Annotated in this window: 19 protein-coding genes; 7 read left to right on the forward strand and 12 right to left on the reverse strand. The window is 63.8% G+C overall.

Translation table 11 applies throughout. The features are described 5' to 3' along the window. The first annotated feature begins 8 nt into the window (after nucleotides 1–8). Together YP76_RS12545 and YP76_RS12550 are read left to right on the forward strand one after the other, a co-directional pair. Nucleotides 9–935 carry a TauD/TfdA dioxygenase family protein gene (locus tag YP76_RS12545; RefSeq protein ID WP_046763919.1) on the forward strand — a complete coding sequence of 309 codons (927 nt, stop codon included), beginning with the start codon at nucleotides 9–11 and terminating at the stop codon, nucleotides 933–935. Next, nucleotides 932–2,014 (forward strand): phosphotransferase, encoded by a 1,083-nt coding sequence (locus YP76_RS12550; RefSeq protein WP_046763920.1) that lies wholly within the window; start codon nucleotides 932–934, stop codon nucleotides 2,012–2,014. Before YP76_RS12545 ends, YP76_RS12550 begins: the two co-directional genes overlap by 4 nt. On the opposite strand, the gene YP76_RS12555 is transcribed toward YP76_RS12550, so the two are convergent. Then, entirely contained in the window at nucleotides 2,011–2,949 is a 939-nt protein-coding gene (locus tag YP76_RS12555; RefSeq protein ID WP_046763921.1) for an SDR family NAD(P)-dependent oxidoreductase, read from the reverse strand. The two genes, YP76_RS12550 and YP76_RS12555, sit on opposite strands and share 4 nt — an antisense overlap. Nucleotides 2,950–3,119: 170 nt before the next feature. Between YP76_RS12555 and YP76_RS12560 the strand changes: the two genes are divergently transcribed. After that, nucleotides 3,120–4,022, forward strand: a complete 903-nt coding sequence (locus YP76_RS12560; RefSeq protein ID WP_046763922.1) for an NADP-dependent oxidoreductase — start codon at nucleotides 3,120–3,122, stop codon at nucleotides 4,020–4,022. Nucleotides 4,023–4,059: 37 nt separating this feature from the next. Here the strand turns inward: YP76_RS12560 and YP76_RS12565 are convergent, their stop codons facing one another. Together YP76_RS12565 and YP76_RS26650 are read right to left on the reverse strand one after the other, a co-directional pair. Continuing rightward, a complete protein-coding gene (locus YP76_RS12565; RefSeq protein ID WP_046763923.1) occupies nucleotides 4,060–4,848 on the reverse strand; it encodes an SDR family oxidoreductase in 789 nt (262 codons plus the stop codon). 141 nt (nucleotides 4,849–4,989) lie between these two features. Further along, nucleotides 4,990–5,619 carry a TetR/AcrR family transcriptional regulator gene (locus YP76_RS26650; protein WP_052757404.1) on the reverse strand — a complete coding sequence of 210 codons (630 nt, stop codon included), beginning with the start codon at nucleotides 5,617–5,619 and terminating at the stop codon, nucleotides 4,990–4,992. An 82-nt stretch (nucleotides 5,620–5,701) separates the two neighbouring features. On the opposite strand from YP76_RS26650, the gene YP76_RS12575 reads away from it, so the two are divergent. The 3 genes from YP76_RS12575 (at nucleotide 5,702) to YP76_RS12585 (ending at nucleotide 8,256) form a co-directional block, all read left to right on the forward strand. Further along, on the forward strand, nucleotides 5,702–6,316 hold the full coding sequence (locus YP76_RS12575; protein WP_046763924.1) for an EthD domain-containing protein: 615 nt from the start codon (nucleotides 5,702–5,704) through the stop codon (nucleotides 6,314–6,316). A gap of 11 nt (nucleotides 6,317–6,327) precedes the next feature. Continuing rightward, nucleotides 6,328–7,122 carry an SDR family NAD(P)-dependent oxidoreductase gene (locus YP76_RS12580; RefSeq protein ID WP_046763925.1) on the forward strand — a complete coding sequence of 265 codons (795 nt, stop codon included), beginning with the start codon at nucleotides 6,328–6,330 and terminating at the stop codon, nucleotides 7,120–7,122. Nucleotides 7,123–7,281: 159 nt separating this feature from the next. After that, complete coding sequence (locus tag YP76_RS12585; RefSeq protein WP_046763926.1) at nucleotides 7,282–8,256, forward strand: SDR family NAD(P)-dependent oxidoreductase; 975 nt, start codon at nucleotides 7,282–7,284, stop codon at nucleotides 8,254–8,256. 42 nt (nucleotides 8,257–8,298) lie between these two features. On the opposite strand, the gene YP76_RS12590 is transcribed toward YP76_RS12585, so the two are convergent. The 8 genes from YP76_RS12590 to YP76_RS29085 all read right to left on the reverse strand — a co-directional run bounded on the left by YP76_RS12590 (nucleotide 8,299) and on the right by YP76_RS29085 (nucleotide 15,262). Next, on the reverse strand, nucleotides 8,299–8,832 hold the full coding sequence (locus YP76_RS12590) for a MarR family winged helix-turn-helix transcriptional regulator (protein ID WP_046763927.1): 534 nt from the start codon (nucleotides 8,830–8,832) through the stop codon (nucleotides 8,299–8,301). Between the two features lie 47 nt (nucleotides 8,833–8,879). Beyond that, the gene (locus tag YP76_RS12595) at nucleotides 8,880–10,115 is read right to left on the reverse strand and encodes a cytochrome P450 (RefSeq protein ID WP_198147479.1); all 1,236 of its coding nucleotides are present in this window, start codon (nucleotides 10,113–10,115) and stop codon (nucleotides 8,880–8,882) included. A 124-nt stretch (nucleotides 10,116–10,239) separates the two neighbouring features. Then, complete coding sequence (locus tag YP76_RS12600) at nucleotides 10,240–10,557, reverse strand: 2Fe-2S iron-sulfur cluster-binding protein (protein ID WP_046763928.1); 318 nt, start codon at nucleotides 10,555–10,557, stop codon at nucleotides 10,240–10,242. A gap of 21 nt (nucleotides 10,558–10,578) precedes the next feature. Further along, nucleotides 10,579–11,820, reverse strand: coding sequence for a cytochrome P450 (locus tag YP76_RS12605; RefSeq protein ID WP_046763929.1), 1,242 nt, complete (start codon nucleotides 11,818–11,820; stop codon nucleotides 10,579–10,581). Nucleotides 11,821–11,874: 54 nt separating this feature from the next. After that, nucleotides 11,875–12,489 carry a TetR/AcrR family transcriptional regulator gene (locus YP76_RS12610; RefSeq protein ID WP_084733134.1) on the reverse strand — a complete coding sequence of 205 codons (615 nt, stop codon included), beginning with the start codon at nucleotides 12,487–12,489 and terminating at the stop codon, nucleotides 11,875–11,877. Between the two features lie 43 nt (nucleotides 12,490–12,532). Next, on the reverse strand, nucleotides 12,533–14,128 hold the full coding sequence (locus tag YP76_RS12615; RefSeq protein ID WP_046763931.1) for a GMC family oxidoreductase: 1,596 nt from the start codon (nucleotides 14,126–14,128) through the stop codon (nucleotides 12,533–12,535). Then, nucleotides 14,128–14,721: a serine hydrolase gene (locus YP76_RS29080; protein ID WP_332307419.1), complete on the reverse strand. Its 594-nt coding sequence runs from the start codon at nucleotides 14,719–14,721 to the stop codon at nucleotides 14,128–14,130. The genes YP76_RS12615 and YP76_RS29080 overlap by 1 nt, the downstream gene beginning before the upstream one ends. Then, nucleotides 14,612–15,262: a serine hydrolase domain-containing protein gene (locus YP76_RS29085; protein ID WP_269748642.1), complete on the reverse strand. Its 651-nt coding sequence runs from the start codon at nucleotides 15,260–15,262 to the stop codon at nucleotides 14,612–14,614. Before YP76_RS29085 ends, YP76_RS29080 begins: the two co-directional genes overlap by 110 nt. A gap of 117 nt (nucleotides 15,263–15,379) precedes the next feature. Between YP76_RS29085 and YP76_RS12625 the strand changes: the two genes are divergently transcribed. Beyond that, on the forward strand, nucleotides 15,380–16,102 hold the full coding sequence (locus YP76_RS12625; protein WP_232307532.1) for an enoyl-CoA hydratase/isomerase family protein: 723 nt from the start codon (nucleotides 15,380–15,382) through the stop codon (nucleotides 16,100–16,102). Nucleotides 16,103–16,144: 42 nt separating this feature from the next. Here the strand turns inward: YP76_RS12625 and YP76_RS12630 are convergent, their stop codons facing one another. Continuing rightward, a complete protein-coding gene (locus YP76_RS12630) occupies nucleotides 16,145–17,353 on the reverse strand; it encodes a cytochrome P450 (RefSeq protein WP_046763933.1) in 1,209 nt (402 codons plus the stop codon). Nucleotides 17,354–17,648 lie beyond the last annotated feature (295 nt).

Here is a 17,648-nt window from a genome sequence, read left to right on the forward strand (position 1 = left end):
AGGCAAGCATGACATATCGTATCAATCCCCTTGGCGAAGAACTGGGATTCGGCCGTGAGGTTGTCGGGTTGACGCCAGGAGATATTGAGCGGGAAGCGGTTCGGCACGAATTGCGCGAACATTGGCTGAACGACGGCCTGCTGGTCTTTCGCGATAGCGAAGTGACCCCCGATTTCCAGATCGCGCTCAGCCAGGTCTTCGGGGAGCTGGAAATCCATCCGGTACGCGAACTGGTGACGGAGGGTACGCCCGAACTCATCACCCTGGTTTCCGATCAGGACAAGGAAGGGCTGTTCGAAGTGGACGGGAAGCCATCCATCGCCTTCCTGCCATGGCATTCGGACCTGGTCTTCACCGACCGGATCAACCATGGCGGGGTGCTGACCGCACAAAGGATTTCAAGCTGGGGCGGCCAGACCGGCTTCATCGATCAGGTCCAGGCCTATGCCCTGTTGCCCGAAGACCTGAAGGCGCGGATCGAGAATCTGGAGATCGTGTATCAGCTCACCGTCAATCCGGGCTATTCGCGCTACGGCACGAAGAGCCGGGTGCGCACGATCCGCATGAGCGATTTCGAGAAGTCGGTGGGGCCGCGTCTTGACACCGACTTCCCGCCGGTCGTCCATCCGATGGTCTTCACCCAGCCCGATACCGGGCGCAAGGTGCTCAACATCTCGCCTTTCGGCGCTCTCCATATTTTGGGGCAGGATGACGCGGAAGGGCATGCGTTGCTGCAAAGGCTTGTCGATCATCTGGTCGCCTGCCCCGCCTATTATCATGGCTGGAAACCGTCCGAGATGCTGCTGTGGGACAATTGGCGCATGGTCCATTGCGTGACCGGCGCGGCGCCTGACGAGGTCCGGATCATGCAACGCACCACCATCATGGGCGATTATGGACTGGGCAGGAAGCTGCGCATGGAGGAGGCTGCATGAACGAACCCTGGTTGCCGCTGGTCCCCGAGGATGTCACCGCGCAATGGCTGAGCGACGCCTTGGCGCCGCGCTATCCCGGAACGCGGGTGGAGCGGATCGACATCAGCGAGATTCTCTGGGGCACGGGCACCAAGATGATGGCGACGGCGACCTATAATGATGCCGGGCAGGCCCATGGGTTGCCCCGGGCGCTGTGCATCAAGGCGGGCCTGGCCGAGCATCGGGAACTGGTGAAATTCTGCTACCAGACGGAGGCGCGCTTCTTCGCGGAGCTGGCGCCGCGCTTGACGCTGGGGCTGCCGCACATCTTTTACGCCGCAGCGAACGCCGATCAGGGGATGGTGGTCATGGAGGATCTGAGGCCCGCGGGCGCCCATATCTGCCGTGTGCAGCAGCCCCTGACCCGCGATCAGGCGACGGCTTTTCTCGACGATCTGGCCGCGCTGCACGCCCGCTGGTGGGGCAGTCCGGCGCTGGAGGATGATGGCGATCTCGGCTGGCTGATGCGCCACGATCCATTGCCGGACGAAGCCTGGGGCGATTTCGGGCGCGGCCAGCTCCAGCCCGAGACATGGGCGCATTATATGGGGCTACCCCGGTCGCTCGGCATTCCGGCGGCTTGCCGCGATCGGGAGAGGGTACATGCGGCGCTACAGCAATTACGCCATTTCGGGGAGCAGGGGCCGCGTTGCGTGATCCATGGCGACGCGCATCTGGGCAATATGTATTTGACCCGCGAGGGCCGGCCGGGCTTCCTCGACTGGCAGACCACGCGTCGCGGCCATTGGGCGCAGGACGTGACCTATTTCTACATCTCCGCGCTCGATCCGCTGGACCGGCGGGCTTGGGAGAAGGATCTGGTAGTGGGCTATCTGGCCGCGCTGACCCGCCATGGCGTCGCCAATCCGCCGTCGGAGGAAGAGGCGTGGCGCGCCATCCGCGCGCATATCGTCTATGGCCTGTTCTACTGGATGGTGAATCCGGTCGAATGGCAGGCGGAGGAGAATAACGCCGCCACCGCGCCGCGCTTCGGCTGGGCGGCGGTCGATCACGCCGCCCCGCCACTTGGTCCCCTTTAGGCTGGATCGGGCGTCCGCACGAAGCGGTTCTGGATCGAGCCGAACAGATAGTCGCGGTTCGCCTGTTCGTCGAACGCATCGAGCGTCCAGCCGTCGGGATGGATGCTGGTGCGGATCGCTTCGGGTTCGGGGATCAGGGCCACTTCATCGCCCTGGATGTAGAAGTCCCGCCCGCTGACATGGGCGGCGGCGTCGGTGCACAGCCAGACGACCAGCGCCGCGACATGGGCGGGCAGGGCCGTCATGCGCGGCTGTGCCATCGGCTTGTTCCACAGCAGCGGAATGCCGAGCCGCGCCGATTCAGCGATGGTCTCGTCGATTTCCGGCGTATGCGTGCCCGTCAGATGCGACACCGGCCGGATCAGATTGGCGCGAATGCCGAATTCTCCCAGGTCGCGCGCAATCGTGCGGGTGAAGCCCAGAAGGCCTTCCTTGGCGGCGGAATAATTGGCCATGCCCCAATGACCGAAGCCCGACGGCGATCCCGTATTGACGATAACGCCGGACCGCTGCGCGATCATATGCGCCGCCGCCGCGCGGCAGGTGAAGAAGCTCGACGTCAGGCTGACGTCCATGCAGAGGGTCCAGTCCTGGTCCGTCATCCGGTCTATCCGCGCCGGGCGCACGATCCCCGCATTGTTGACCAGAATGTCGATCCGGCCGAAGGCTTCGATGGCCGCCTGCACCGCCGCCTCGCCGCCCTCGCGGGTCGCCACGCTGGAACATTGGCCGATCGCCTCGCCGCCCGCGTCGCGTATCTCCTGCGCCACGGCCTCGGCCAGCGACGCGTCGCCGCTCTCCGTGCCATAGGGACCACCGCCCAGATCGTTGACCACGACCTTCGCGCCCTGCTCCGCCAGCAGCATCGCTTCGGCCCGGCCGATATTGCGGCCCGCGCCGGTCACGACGGCGACCTTGCCCTTCAGTCTCTGCATATTCCAGCTCCCGTTAATTGTGCCGGGAGAGTAGCCGCTGGCATCTTAAGACCCTAATCACTGACGTGATGATTGCGCCTGACGCGCTTCCCGACGATGCCCGGCTTCGCCACAAGATCACCGCCAACGGAGCGCGGCGATGATCCTGACCGAATGAAGGAGATGCAAGGGTGAAGGCGATCGTGATCAACCGCCATGGCGGCCCGGAGGTGTTGGAGCCTGCCGATTTGCCGCCGCCGCAGCCTCAGCCAGGGGAAGCGCTGGTGCGCATCCTGGCGGCGGCCGTCAATCCGGCGGACGGCAAATGGCGGGCGGGCCTGTTCGAAAGCTTCGCGCCTGTCGGTTTCCCTCATATTCTGGGCTATGACGTGGCGGGCGAAGTCATCGGCGGGGAGGGCTTTGCGCCCGGCGCTCGCGTCTTCGGCATGCTCGATCCGTTCCGCAAGGGCGGCTATGCCGAACAGGTCGCGGTGGCCGCCGATCATCTGGCGCTGGTGCCCGATGGCCTCGATCTGCCGACCGCCGCCGCGATCCCGACCGCTGGCCTGACCGGCTTGCAGATGGTCGAACGCGGGTTGGACCTTCAGGCCGGTCAGAGGCTGATGCTGACGGGTGCGCTGGGTGCCGTCGGCCGTTTCGCGCTGTTCGCGGCGAAGGAGCGGGGCGCCCATGTGACCGCCGCCGTCCGCGCCGCCCATGTCGAGGCTGTCCGCGTATTGGGCGCCGACGATGTGATCTCCCTGGGCGAGGAGGATTGGAGCGGCGTGCCCTTCGATCATGTCATCGACACGGTGGGCGGCGAAGCGGTTGGCGCGCTTTGCCGGCGCCTGAAGCCCGGCGGCCGGGTGCTGACCGCCGCTACCACGCCGATCCCCCGCGACGGATTGCCGTCTGCGCCGGAATTTTTCGCCGTCGTCCCGAGCGGTGCCGATGCCGCTCGTCTGGCCGCCGCCGTCGCGCAGGGCAGGATCGCCGTGCCCATCGCCCGCATCCTGCCGCTCGATCAGGCAGCGGCAGCGCAGCGGCTGGTCGATGCGGGCGGATTGAACGGCAAGGTCATCCTGACGAACTGAAAATCCTGGCGATAGCGCAGTATTCAGCGCCGCATCATCAACCGGCCAGCGCGGCCAGCGCCGATGCCTTTTGCGCCAGCGCCCCGCGCATATCCTCGCCCACCGGCAGGCGCAGCGGCAGCGTTTCGCCGTCCAGCGCCGTCAATATCGCCTCCGCGACCGCTTCCGGCGGGCTGGCGGCGGCGGCGTAATAGCTGTCCAGCACCGCCTTGCCCTGTCCCGACAGAAAGCCGTAGTCGGCAATGCGGACCTGCGCCTCGCGGGTGCCATGGCTGATGAAGCGGGTGGCGATCGCGCCCGGTTCGACCAGCATGGCGCGGATGCCAAAGGCCGCGACCTCCAGCGCCAGCGTCTCGGTCAGCCCCTCCAGCGCGAATTTGCTGGCGCAGTAAGCGCCAAGACCCGGCGTGCCGGTCAAACCGCAGCCCGACGACAATTGAACGATCGTGCCCGATCCCCGCGAGCGGAAATGCGGCAGCAGCGCCTGGGTCAACGCCCAGGGGCCGAAGAAATTGACCTCGAACAGTCGGCGCGCATCATCCAGATCGACTTCTTCGACCGCGCCGAACAGGCTCTGCCCGGCATTGTTGACCAATATGTCCACCGGCCCGGCGGCCAGCGTTTCGCTCGCAAGCCTCGCGATTTGCGCGGCGTCGCTCATGTCCGCGACGATGCCCTTGGCGCGGCCAGCGCCCTCCGCTTCAAACGCGGCGATCGCTTGCGCGTCACGGGCGGTGCCGATGACATGGTCGCCCTGCGTCAAAGCGGCTTTCGCCAGCGCCGCGCCGATGCCGCTTGAGATGCCCGTGATCAGCCAGCGCCTCATATCCCATCCTCCTCGACCGCTCGCCCCGGCGTCTCAGACCGGCGTCTCAGAAAAGCGCGATGTCGGCAATTGGCGGGGCGGGGAGCGCATAAACACCACATCCTTGATGCCTGACCGGATCGACCAGATGCCGGCCGCCGTTCAGCCTTCTATCCCCCGCAGGAACAATGCGACCACGCGGGTCGCCCATCGCCGCCGAAACCCTGCATCCGTAAAGTCGTCGGTCAGGAGGAAGCGCAGCCCGCCATTGGCCAGATTGATGAAGTGCAGGGCCAGTTCGGCAGGATCGTCGACCCTGTATCCCGCTTCGCGCAAATGCGTGAGATAGGCGGTGATCGGCGCCACCGTGTCAGCGATATGGCCGTGCAGGCGCATGGCTATGTCGGGGAAGCGTTCCTTCGCGGCGATGGCGAGCCGGAGCAGGGCGATCCGTTCCGCCTCCGCCACTTCGCCGGCGATGCGCAGGGCGAAGTCCGTCAGCACGTCGGCGGGTTCCCGCCCGGCGACCGCGATGTCGCGGACATCGCTGCGCATGGATGCGACGCTGTGGAGTGCGACGGCCTCGAACAGCGCGGCCTTGTTGCCGAAACGGGCATAGATGGTCGCCTTGCTGACCCTGGCCGCGTCGGCGATATGGTCCATGCTCGCCCCCGCAAAGCCGTGCGTCAGGAATGCGCGGGCCGCCGCGTCGATCAGTTCGGCCTCCCGCACGGGCGCATCCGCATTTGTCGGCCTGCCCCGGCGCGGTCTTGCGATGTTGTCGTCCGGCACGCTTGCTCCGATAAAATAAAACTATACCGTTCATTTTAATTAATGCGATTCGGTCGCGCAAGGGCGATCGGGGAGAGGACCAATGAAACGCATCATCCTTTTGCGCGGGCCGCGATCGGCCCTGGCCGCATCGGCGCCCGAATGGGCCAAGGCGCAGGGCTGGGCCACAGCCGCCGAGCGGATCGTCGTGCATGTGGGGCTGGAGGCTCCGGTCGATGATGGTGGCGCGGCGGTGCCGCCGGTCTATGACGCGGTGATCGAACTTTGGTCCGATGCTCCATGCGATGCGGACAGCCTTCGATCCGACTGGGAACAGGCGGAGGTTCGTTCCTCAACGCAGATCGTCGGCAAGCCTTCGGAATATCCGCTTGCGGTCGGCATTTCGCCGGGGCTTTCGCAGCTTTCCTTCATCCGCGCCATCGAAGGCCTCCCGCGAACGGAGGTGGAGCGGCACTGGGGCGAGCATATTCCGCTGGCCTGCGAAATCCATGTCGGCATGAACCGCTATGTGCAGGATCGGCTTTCGCCGCCCGATCCATGGTTCGGCATGGCCCATCTTCATTTTCCAAGCGAGGCGGCGCTGCGCGACGGGTTGTTCCGGAGCGCGGAGGACATCGCCGTTATCACGGCGGACGTTGCCGAGTTCGTCAGTGATTACGCGACCATGGTCGCCATCGAGCATATCGTGAAAGCATAGGAGAGACGGGCATGGACCTTGGATTGGCAGGCAAGCGCGCGTTGGTGACGGGCAGCAGTTCCGGCATCGGCGCGGGGATAGCGCGGCTATTGGCGGCGGAAGGCTGCGCCGTGGTGGTGCATGGTCGCGATGCCGGAAAGGCGCATGACGTGGCCGACTCCATCGGCGGCAACGCCAGCGTGGCGATCGGTGATCTTTCCGACAATGCGGGCGCGGATGCGGTCGCGGCGGCAGCGGGGGAGATCGACATATTGGTGAACAACGCAGGCGGAGCGGTGGGCACGTCGGCCATGCATTGGACGGAGGTGGACGAAGCGGGTTGGGAGGGCACCTATCAACTCAACGCCATTGCCGCCGCCCGCATGATCCGGCGCCTTCTGCCGGCGATGCAGGCGAAGGGGTGGGGCCGCATCATCAACATCGCCAGCGCCGCGGCCACGCAGCCCATCGCATTCGGCCCGGATTATGGCGCGGCCAAGGCAGCCATGCTGAACATGACCGTCAGTCTGGCGAAGGCGTTGGGGCCGTGCGGCGTCACCGCGAACAGCGTCAGCCCCGGCATGATCCTGACCCCGGCGGTCGAGGCCTGGCTGGGCAGGCTCAAGCAGAATATGGGCTGGGGCGACATTTCGCTGGAGGAAGCGGAAGCGCGCGCCGCGCGCGAGTTGACGCCGATTCCCGTCGGTCGCATCGGCCGTGTCGAGGAGATCGCCCATGCCGTTTGCATGATCGCCAGCCCGCATGCCGGTTACATGACCGGTGCGAATGTGCGCGTGGACGGCGGCCAGGTGCAGGGCGTGAACTGAACCTTGCGCGCAGGTCCATCGAATAGCCGATCTTTCCTCCGTTCGATGGCTTCCGCCGGGTGATGGGATAGGATCAGGCCCGCTTCCGTTCGCGGACATGATCGCCTGTTCATGAGGATGAAGGCGCGGACCCAGAACAGACATTAAGAAGAGGAAAATATGACGGATTTACGCTTCGACGGCCGCGTGGCGATCGTCACGGGCGCGGGCAACGGCCTGGGCAGGGATTATGCGCTGGAGCTTGCCCGGCGCGGCGCGAAGGTCGTGGTCAACGATCTGGGCGGCAGCGGATCGGGGCAGGGGGAATCGCATAATGCGGCGGACCTTGTGGTGCAGGAAATTCGCGACGCGGGCGGGGAAGCGGTCGCCAATTATGACAGCGTGTCGACCCGGCAGGGGGGCGCGGCCATCGTCCAGACCGCCCTCGACGCCTTCGGCAAGGTCGACATCTGCATCAACAATGCGGGCTTCCTGCGCAATGCCCGGTTCGAGGATCTGACCGACGAGCAGATCGACGCGATCATCGACGTGCATCTGAAGGGGGCGATCTACGTCGCCCAGCCCGCCTATAAGGCGATGCGCCGGAACGGCTATGGCCGGTTCCTTTTCACCGGCTCGGCATCCGCGATGTTCGGCCATGCCTGGCAGGCCAATTACGCGGCGGCCAAGGGCGGGCTCATAGGTCTCAGCCATATCGTCGCGATCGAGGGATCGGCCTATGGCATCACGTCGAACCTGCTGCTGCCCACGGCGCAATCGCGATTGGCGGCGGAAATGGATGCCGGTTTCATGGAAATTCCCGCCTTTGCGGAAGCGGTGCAGGGCGCCGATTATGCCGCGAGCGAGGGCCGTGTCGAAGTGCCCTTCAACACGCCGCTTGCCGTCTATCTGGTCAGCGAACAATGCACCTCCACCCATGGCATCTATTCGCAGAATAGCGGGCGTTATGCCAAGGTGCGCATCTGCGCCGCGGACGGTTGGGTCGCGCCGATGGGAGTGACGCCGCCTGCCGTGGAGGATATTGCTGCTCATTGGAGCAGCATCACGGACGGCGCCATCGCCCATGAACCGCTGACCGTCTATGATGAGTTCACCGCCGTCGCGAAGGCGGCACGGCGCCAGGGGCTGATCTGAACGGAACAAGTCCGGCCCGGCCGTGGCGGGCCGGGCATTGGCTTATCGATCGCTATAGGGTCCGCCCATGAATTCGCGGTCGAACCGCTGATGCAGGTCGCCCAGCAGACGGGAAAGCGTCTGCTGGTCGGCAGCGCTGAGTTGGCGGAAGAAGCGGACCAGCTTCGATTGCGCGGCTATGTCGACGATCGCCCGCTCGATCAGCGCGCGGCCCCTCGGCGTCAGGAACAAATCGAAGGCCCGACGGTCTTCCGGATTGCGGCGCCTTTCCAGCAGGCCGTCTTTTTCCAGCCGCGCTATCCTGGTCGAGATCACGGCATCGGACACATAGAGGGTGGAGGCGAGATCAGTTGCCCGATGAGGGATGTCCTGGTCGATCGCCAGCGTGCCGAGCAGGTCGAGATCGGCGAAACTATATCCCAGCTTGCCGGCGATGCTGTCGAGATCGGTCGTGACCAGATGCCCGACCGTGAAGAAATGCCAGAGCGGGCCGAAATGCTCGCTCGCCATGTCGGGCATATGGCGGGCATAGAAGGAACGGCCGGCATTGAGTTGGTCAACAGGCTTGCGAGGCATGATATTCGCGCCGTCCTCCTACGCGTAGGGAAGCGATTGGCCGTGGTTCAGGGCCAGCACAGGTCGAGACGGAGCACGCCGTTGACCATGCCCGTCGCCAGCACCGGCTTCGTTCCGGCCTTGATGCGGAAATCCGGAATGCGGCTCAGCCATTCCTGAAGGAAAATGCGGATTTCCCGCCGCGCCAGGACTGCCCCAGGGCAGGCATGGGGCCCATTTCCGAACGCCGCATGCACCGGCTTTTCCCGGTTGAAATCCACGACGAGTGGATTTTCGTTCACGCGGTCGTCCATGCCAACCCACAGATTGGCGGGCAGGATACGGTCACCCGCCCGGAAGTTCACACCTCCATATTCAAAGTCTTCGACGATCACGCGTGCCGTATTGGCAAGTCCATGGCGGCGAATCATTTCTTCGATGGCGTGCTTGACGAAATCTTCGTCATCCAGCCGTTCGACAAGCTGTCTGCGATGGCCGGGGTTCATTGCCAGGAATCGGGCAATGAACCCGATCATTCCGGCCACGGTGTCCAATCCGCCGAACAGCACCAGTGTCGAATAGCTGACGGCCTCCATCTCGGAGATTCGGCCATCACCGACATTCACATTGACCAGCTTGCTCAGCAGGTCGTCTCCGGGATTTTCCCGGCGGGCGCGGATCTTGTCCAGCAGATACCCGCCCATCTCCTGCTGCGCGTTCAGCCGGATCTCGGCTGTATGACCCCGCACCGAACGTTCCGCGATCGGCAGCAGGCGATTCTTGTCGGATATGGGCAGGTCCACCAGTTCCAGGAAGACGTGGATGGGGAGAATCTTCGCGAAATCCTCGATGAATTCGCATTCGCCCTGCGGCAGGACGCGCTCTATCGCCTCTATCGCGACGTCGCGCACCTTGCTTTCGAGTTCCGACACGATCGCCGGCATCAGCGACTGCATCAACGGACGCCGGTATCGCGCATGTTCGGGCGGGTCCATCTCCAGCGGAATCTGGCGCGGCGTGCCCTCCGGCATGGGGGGCAGGACGATATGCTTGTGCGAGAAATGATGATAGTCGCGCTGCATCGCGATAATGTCTTGGCCCCGGGTCGCAACCCAGTGACCGCCATTGTGCGGCGTCCAGAAAATGTCGGGATTGGCCTGCTGGATCGCCGCATAAGCGGCCTGCACATCCTCTGCCGATCCGGGAACATCGTAGATGTTGAAATCACGCTCCAGCGCGGCCGGTACATGGTCGGGACGCGGCGCCAACTCGCCTTCGGGCACGCTTGTCATATCAGCGCTCATTTTCTGTTTCCCTCTCCGAAACTGTCTTGACCCTAGGGAGGGGCGCGGCAAGGGCGGCGCCCGTCGATGGGCCAGGATTTCACAGATGCGATGGGTCGCGCGGCTCCTGCCGTTCGCCGCCCCCTCAATCCTCCGGCGCGATTGCGACGCGCAGGCCGTCCAGCTCCGCCGTGAGGGGGATCTGGCAGGACAATCGCGAATGTTCGTCGCGATGCTCCGAACTGTCGAGCAGGTCGCTCTCATCCTCGCTGATCGCGGGCAACAGGCCGATGAAGGCCGGATCGACCTTCACATGGCAGGTGGCGCAAGAGCAGCAGCCCCCGCAAAGCGCCAGCATTTCGTCGATCCCGGCATCGCGGATCGCTTCCATCAAGGACAGCCCGGTTTCGGCGGCAATTTCCTTTTCCGCGCCATCGCGGGTCGTGACGATCACATTTGGCATATAGGTTCCCTTGAATGAAGATCAGTCGCCGAAGCGGACATGGAGATGCTTGGGCACCCGCATCATCGATCCGCGAATTTCGGGTCGCGGCTTGTCCGGGTCGAAGCGCAGATTGGGCAGGTTATCCAGCACCGCGTGCAGCGCGCGGGTCATCTCCACCCGCGCCAGATGCTGGCCGACGCAGATATGCGGCCCGCGAGAGAAGGAGAAATGCGCCTTGCGCTCGCGGAATATGTCGAACTTGTCGGGATCGGGGAAGATCGCCGGGTCGCGATTGGCCGCGCCCGCCACCACGTCGAGCAGCGATCCGGCCGGAATCTCCACGCCGCCGAGCACCACATCCACCTTCGCCATGCGAAGCTGCACGGCCACGGGACCGTCCCAGCGCAGCGCTTCCTCGATCGCGACGGGGATGAGTTTGCGGTCCGCCCGGATGGCGTCGAGCTGTTCGGGATTCTCCAACAGCGCGGTCAACAGCACGCTGGTCCCGCGATAGGTGGTGTCGCCAGCCGCGTTCATCAATTGCCGCAGGAAGGAGATCAGCACCAGGGGCGGCAGATAATCGCCGTCCACTTCGGTATTGGCGAGCAGGCTGACCAGATCGTCGCCCGGATTGCGCCGCCGTTCCTCGACCAGGGCGGTGAAATACTCGCCCAGCTTGCGGGATGCCTCCTGCGCCTTGTCGATGTGCATATAGTCGGTCTGGCCAATGGCCAGCCGCTGAAAAGTGCGGACATCCGATTCCGGCAGATCGAGCTGCTGATAGATGACTTCGAAAGGATAGAGCAGCGTGAATTGTTCGATGAGATCGGCGCTGCCGGTGTCCACGAATTTGTCCATCAACTTGTGAACCACCGGATCGACGATGGTTTCGCCCCATGTTTTCACATATTGGGGCAGGAATATCTTCTGGAAGATCTTCCGCCAGCGGCCATGTTCGGGATTGTCCATGACGCTGATGCTGCCCTGGCCGAACGTCTCGCCGATGTTGAACTTATAGCCATGGTTGGAGAAGCGGTCGGTGTCGGTCAGGACCGTCAATATCTCGTCCGAACCGACGACCGTGAACATCCTGCGATCGGGATAGGTGGCGGATTGCAGGCCCATTTTCGGGCGGTAGTCGCCCTCCAGAACCGGGGCTTGCGCCCGCCATTTCGCGATCTCCGGATAGGGGTCCAGCGTATCTCCGAAATTGATGTCGTCCGCGCTGAACGGATCGTAGCTCGGATCGTCATATTCCTGAATCTTGACGGCGGTTTCCATGGCCGGAATCTCTCCTATGCAGTATATGCTACATAAGTCCGCCTGCCGGTGCTGTCAATCGAGCGGTGGCCCCACCAGCGACTGGGCGATCAATTGCTCCAGCACGTCCAGCACGGCTTCACGGCCCGGCGGGTCGGGAAAGAGCGCGTCGCGCAGGATCACGCTGGCGGCGATCATGCCAAAGCCCAGCCGCACGCCGATACCCAGGTCGAAAGGCGGATCGATTTCCGCGAGCGCATAGCGCCGGCGGACCTGATCGACCGACTGTTCGAAAAAGGGAGCAAGTCCGCGCAAACCCGGCGCCGCATCTTCGCCAGCGCTCGGTGGTCCGGCGAGGAGGGCACGGAACATCGCCTCATTGCCCTCGAACAATTCATAGACCTGCCGGGTGAAGCGGCGCGTCTCCGCCTGTCGGGGGAATGGAGCGGTGGGATCGGGATGCAGTTCCACGAAGTCCGCCATCAGCGTGTGGAACGGCGCGATCACCACCTCATTGAACAGCCCGGCCTTGTCGCGATAATAGCGGAACAGCAAGGTCTCGCTGACATCGGCCAGACGCGCGATTTCCCGCGTCGTGGTGCCGCCATAGCCGCGCTCCGCGAACAATTGCCGCGCCGCGTCGCAGATGCGCTGGACCACGTCCTCGCGTGTACGCCGCCGCCGCCGCACGCGCCCGCCATCTTCGGCGGAGGCGGTTTCGTCTGTCAGGATTTTAGCGATTGCGCTCCTCCAAGATCATGTCGGCCGCATTCCAGGCCGACGCCATGATCGGCCCGTTGGTATTGGCCGAAACCATCGTAGGCATGATCGATCCATCCATGACGCGCAAGCCGTCCACGCCCTTCACGCGCAGTTTTTCGTCCAGGACCGCATCGGCGAAATCCCCCATGCGGCAGGTTCCGCAGGCATGATAGCCTGCCTGGCCGATCTGGCGGAAGGCGGAGAGGATTTCATCGTCGGTCTGGAGCGAACGGGTCGGCTCCCGCTCTCCCGCGATCATCGGGGCGATGGCGGGACGGGACATCCAGTCGCGCAGATAGCGGTGCATCGCCACGGTGACCGCGCAATCATAGGGATCGGTAAGGTAGCCCGCCCGAATTTTGGCCTGAGCCATAGGGTCGGCTGCCGTGATCCGCACCGACCCTTCACTGCGTGAACGCAGGGGATAGCCGAACAGGGTGATGCTGTGCGCCGGATCGATGGCCATATTGCCCTTTGCATCCGGTGCCGCGACGGCGGGCGACAGCAGGATTTCGATGTCGGGCGTCTCCGATTCCGGCAGCACGGTCGCAAAGGCGCCGACATTGCCATATCCCGCCGCCATCGGCCCGGTGCGAGTGAGATAATAGCGCAGCACGTTGCCGATCAGTTTCAGGCCCGCCAGATCCTTGTTCTGACTATGCGGAACGGCAAGGTCATAGACCATCGAAAGCAGGCGATGTTCCAGCATATGTTCGCCCACGCCCCGATTGTCGGCAACGACGGGGATGCCAAGATCGCGCAGCAGTTCGGCAGAGCCGACGCCCGAGCGCTGAAGGATTTGCGGCGACATCAGCGCGCCGGCGCTGACGATGATTTCGCGCCCGCTTGCGAAGTCCTGGGCCGCCCCGTTCACATTGGCGCGAACGCCGGTTGCGCGGCGGTCGGTGAACAGGATCTTGTCGACAATCGCGCCGGTGACGACGCGCAGATTGGTCCTGCCGCGCGCGCGCTTGAGGAAGGCTTGCGCCGCACTCTGCCGCTTGCCCTTCCATATGGTGCGCGGGGCATAGCCGACGCCGGCACGGCCAGACCGGTTGAGGTCGGTAACACGCGGCAAGCCCATCTGTTCACCCGCTGCGATGAAGGCTTCGGTCAGCGGGTCACGTATCGGCTCGACCGAGATGCGGAGAGGACCGTCGCCGCCGCGCACCTCGTCGCCGCCCAGCTCGTGGCCTTCCATCGCGCGGAAGGCCGCGCCGATCCTGTTCCATCCCCAGCCCTTGGCGCCAAGGGCTTCCCACCCGTCATAATCTTCGGGCTGACCACGGAAATACATCATGCCGTTGACCGAGGACGAGCCGCCCAGCATCTTGCCGCGTATCCAGGTTTCCGGGGGAATGGCTTCATGCCGTTCGGTCTGGAAATACCAGACATGCCGGGGGTCGGTGTAGAGCTTCGCGGCGCCGCGCGGCATGTGGATGAAGGGGTTGCGGTCGTCCGGCCCTGCCTCCAGCAACAGCACGCTGTTCGCCGGATTTTCCGACAGGCGGTCCGCCAGCACGCATCCGGCGGAGCCGCCGCCGACGATGATATAGTCGTAAGTCATCACAGGGCCGCCCGGATCACATCGCCGATGATGGTGCGGCTGTCTTCTGCGATATCGATCGTATCGAACATGCGGTTGTGGCAGATGCCGACGGCCAATTTGGTTTCAGGGTCCGCCCAGCCGATATTGCCGCCCATGCCCGGATGGCAGAGCGCGCGCATGTTGCGAGGGGCGGAGACCGGAGGGTTTTCCGCGCCGCCCAGCCAGAAGCCCGACCAGGCGATGGGCACGACCATGCCGAAGAAGACGGGATCGGCATCCTCGAAATGCGGGCGCGGGGCGGCGAAGCTGGCGACGCGTTCCTCCGACAGCAGGCGCACGCCGTTGAATTGCCCGCCATTGGCCAGCATCGCCCAGAAGCGGGCGTTGCTCCGCGCGCTGAAGATGCCGCCGACGGCCGGAATGCACGCGCGGCGCACATAGGGCCGCTCGAACGGATCGGGCATCAGGTCGACGACCAGCGGCTGCGCCTCCCGCATCATATTATTGTCGGGAGCGACATAGACGGCGGCGGCGTCCAGCTTGGCGATGCGTGGCTCGACGGAATCGGGGATGCCCATCCACAGATCGGCGGCGCCCAGCGGGTCCGCTATCTCCTCCTTGATGAACTGGCCGAAGGGGGCGGCGTTTGGGATCGGTCCTGCGGACCACTTCGCCCACCATCCAGCCGAAGGTCATCGACTGGTAGGAGGAACGGCTGCCGGCGGGATAGACCCCCTCCATCTCCGCGATGCGGCGGCACATCCAGTCCCAGTTGGTCATCAGTTCGGGCGTCACGTCCGGCGGCATGCGCAGCACGCCGGAGACATGGGACAGGATGTGGCGGATGGTGACGTCCCCCTTTCCGGCCTGGGCAAATTCGGGCCAGTAGGTGGCGACGGGCGCATCATAGTCCACCAGGCCCCTTTCGGCCTGGATATGCAGGGCGGTGGCGGTCACGGCCTTCGACACGGAATAGACGTTGAACAACGTGTCGCCATCGACCGGCCTGCCGGTGGTCGCGTCAGCGAGGCCCGACCAGCAATCGACAATCTGTTCCTCGCCCAGCCAGGCGCTGACCTGAATGCCGATTTCCTTGCCCTCCGCGACAAGCCGGTCCAGCATCTCCTGCACCGCGTCGTTGACCTTCGTCATCCTTCCAATCGCCTTTCCTGCTTGCCATGGCGTCGACGCCAGCTATCAAGTGTGTGCTTGATAGCACGGAAAAGGACGAGGGAAAGAGAGATGGGCCAGGCGTTCGAAAATATCATAATGACGCACGATGACGGGATCGTCGAACTGCGCATCCACCATCGCGGCGGCTCGGCCAAATGGGCGCTCTGGGGTGGCCTGCACAAGGAATTGGGCATTGCCTTCGCGCACATCGCTGCCGATCCCGACGCCCGGGTGCTGCTGATCACCGGCACGGGCGACACATTCTGTGCTGAGTTCGACATGGATTGCGACATGCCGCAAATGGGCGGAGCAAGCTGGGACGTGATCTTCCGGGAGGGCAGGGCACTGCTCAACAATCTGTTGGCCATAGAGATACCGGTCGTGGCCGCCGTCAATGGACCCGCTTTCATCCATGCGGAGATCGCGCTGCTGGCCGATGTCGTGCTGGCGGCGGAGGGTGCTGCCTTCGCCGATAAGCCGCACGCTCTTGCCGGTGTGGTGCCGGGCGATGGCGTGCACAGCATATGGCCGATGCTGCTGGGGCCGAATCGTGGCCGTTATTTCCTGATGACGGGGCAGGAGATCGGCGCGCAGGAGGCCCTGACGCTGGGCCTGGTAGGCGAAATACTGTCACCTGACGTCCTGATGCCCCGCGCGCGCGAACTGGCCCGTACGATCGCAGCCCGGCCGGCGGTCGCCAATCGCTATACCCGTATCCTGCTCACCCGCGATATCAGGGCGCGATTGGCGACTGAACTGGATCAGGGCCTGGCAATGGAGGGCATGGCGATCCTTGCAGCCATGCAAGGACAGGCCTGAGCCGCTCTTCGCTCATCCGGAGAAGAGGCCAGTCGGAATCGCTCAGACAATCCAACTCAGATGGAGCGATTCCATGGAATTCACCAGTCCCGTGGTCATCTTCGGCGGCTTGCCGGGGGTGAGCCGGAAATCGGGGATACGGGCCAGCCATTCTTCCAGAAAGATGCGGATTTCGCGCCGGGCCAGATTGTTGCCGATGCAAGTATGTACCCCGGTGCCGAAGGCCAGATGCCGCCGTCCCTTGCGGGTGAAGTCGAGCGTCATCGGATCGGGATTGATCGTCTCGTCCAAGCCGGCAGCTGGAAAGATGCCCACTATCATGTCGCCCTTGCGAAGTTCGGCACCGCCCAGGCTGGTGTCTTCACGCGCGATGCGACCCAGATTGCTCGTCCCGAACCGGCGAGCGATCTCCTCCGGCGCATCATTCATATAGTCCGGATTTTCGATCAGTTCCCGCCGCTTTTCGGGATGTTGCGCAAGGTAGCAAGCGGCAAAGCTGGTCATCGACACCACGGTATCGAGGCCGCCGCCGACGACAACCAGGCTCATGCTGAAGATTTCCTCATCCGTCATCTTCCGACCGCCGACATCCGCCTGAATCATCGAACTGATGAGGTCATCCTGCGGCTCCTTCTTGCGCAATTCTATATGATGGCGAACATAATCCGAGACTTCGGACCAGGCTTGTGGAGACTTGGGATGAGTCGGCTTCGACATGTAGATCGCGAGCCCGCGTAGATAGGAATAGTCTTCCTCCGGCAAGTTGACGAGCGTGAGAAAGGCGACGATGGGCATCGTCCCGGCAAAATCCTCGACGAACTCGCATTCGCCCTGCGGCCTGATCCGCTCGATAATCTCGACGGCGGCCCTGCGTGCCCGGTCCGTGGCCGCGGCCAGCATCCTGGGAGTGAAGGCCGGCATCAGCAATTTGCGGAACTTCATATGATCCGGCGGGTCGAGTTGCACCGGCAGTTGCAGCGGCAAGGTGTTGCGGGGCAGGAAGGGTTCGGAACTGGAGAATGCGGCGAATTCCCGCAGCATGCGTTCAATCTCATTATAGCGTGTCGCGATCCAGTGCCCGCCATGATGCGGCGTCCAAAAGACCGGCGGATTGCTGTCCTGCACAGTCTTCCAGAGCGCATGGACGTCGTGCGTCGTCCGTCCTTCAATGCCCGGTGGGGCATAGATATCGATATCCCGCACCAAATCGGGGGGAACATGACTCGGAACGGCCTGCGCGACTTGCGGCATCGGAATATCCTCTCACCTGCGCCCTGCATTCCTGGCGCTCCCCACACTTATAGGTACTTTATAGGACCTATAATGTTGTGACGCAAGTCTTCACAGGCCCATCATATCCGCAGACACCACTATTGAGAGAAAGGTTCGCGATGAAATCGTGCGTGAAATCTTCCTTCTCTGCCACAGTCGATAAATCATATTCATGATCGTTGGGATCGAAGGGCTGCGTGCCCTCCTCCTCTCCGCCGCGCCCCACGGGCACTATGACGATGAAAGCCCGGCCTCTTCTCCCATCATGTTGCAT

It is taken from the genome of Sphingobium chungbukense, assembly GCF_001005725.1.
Classification (GTDB): domain Bacteria; phylum Pseudomonadota; class Alphaproteobacteria; order Sphingomonadales; family Sphingomonadaceae; genus Sphingobium; species Sphingobium chungbukense.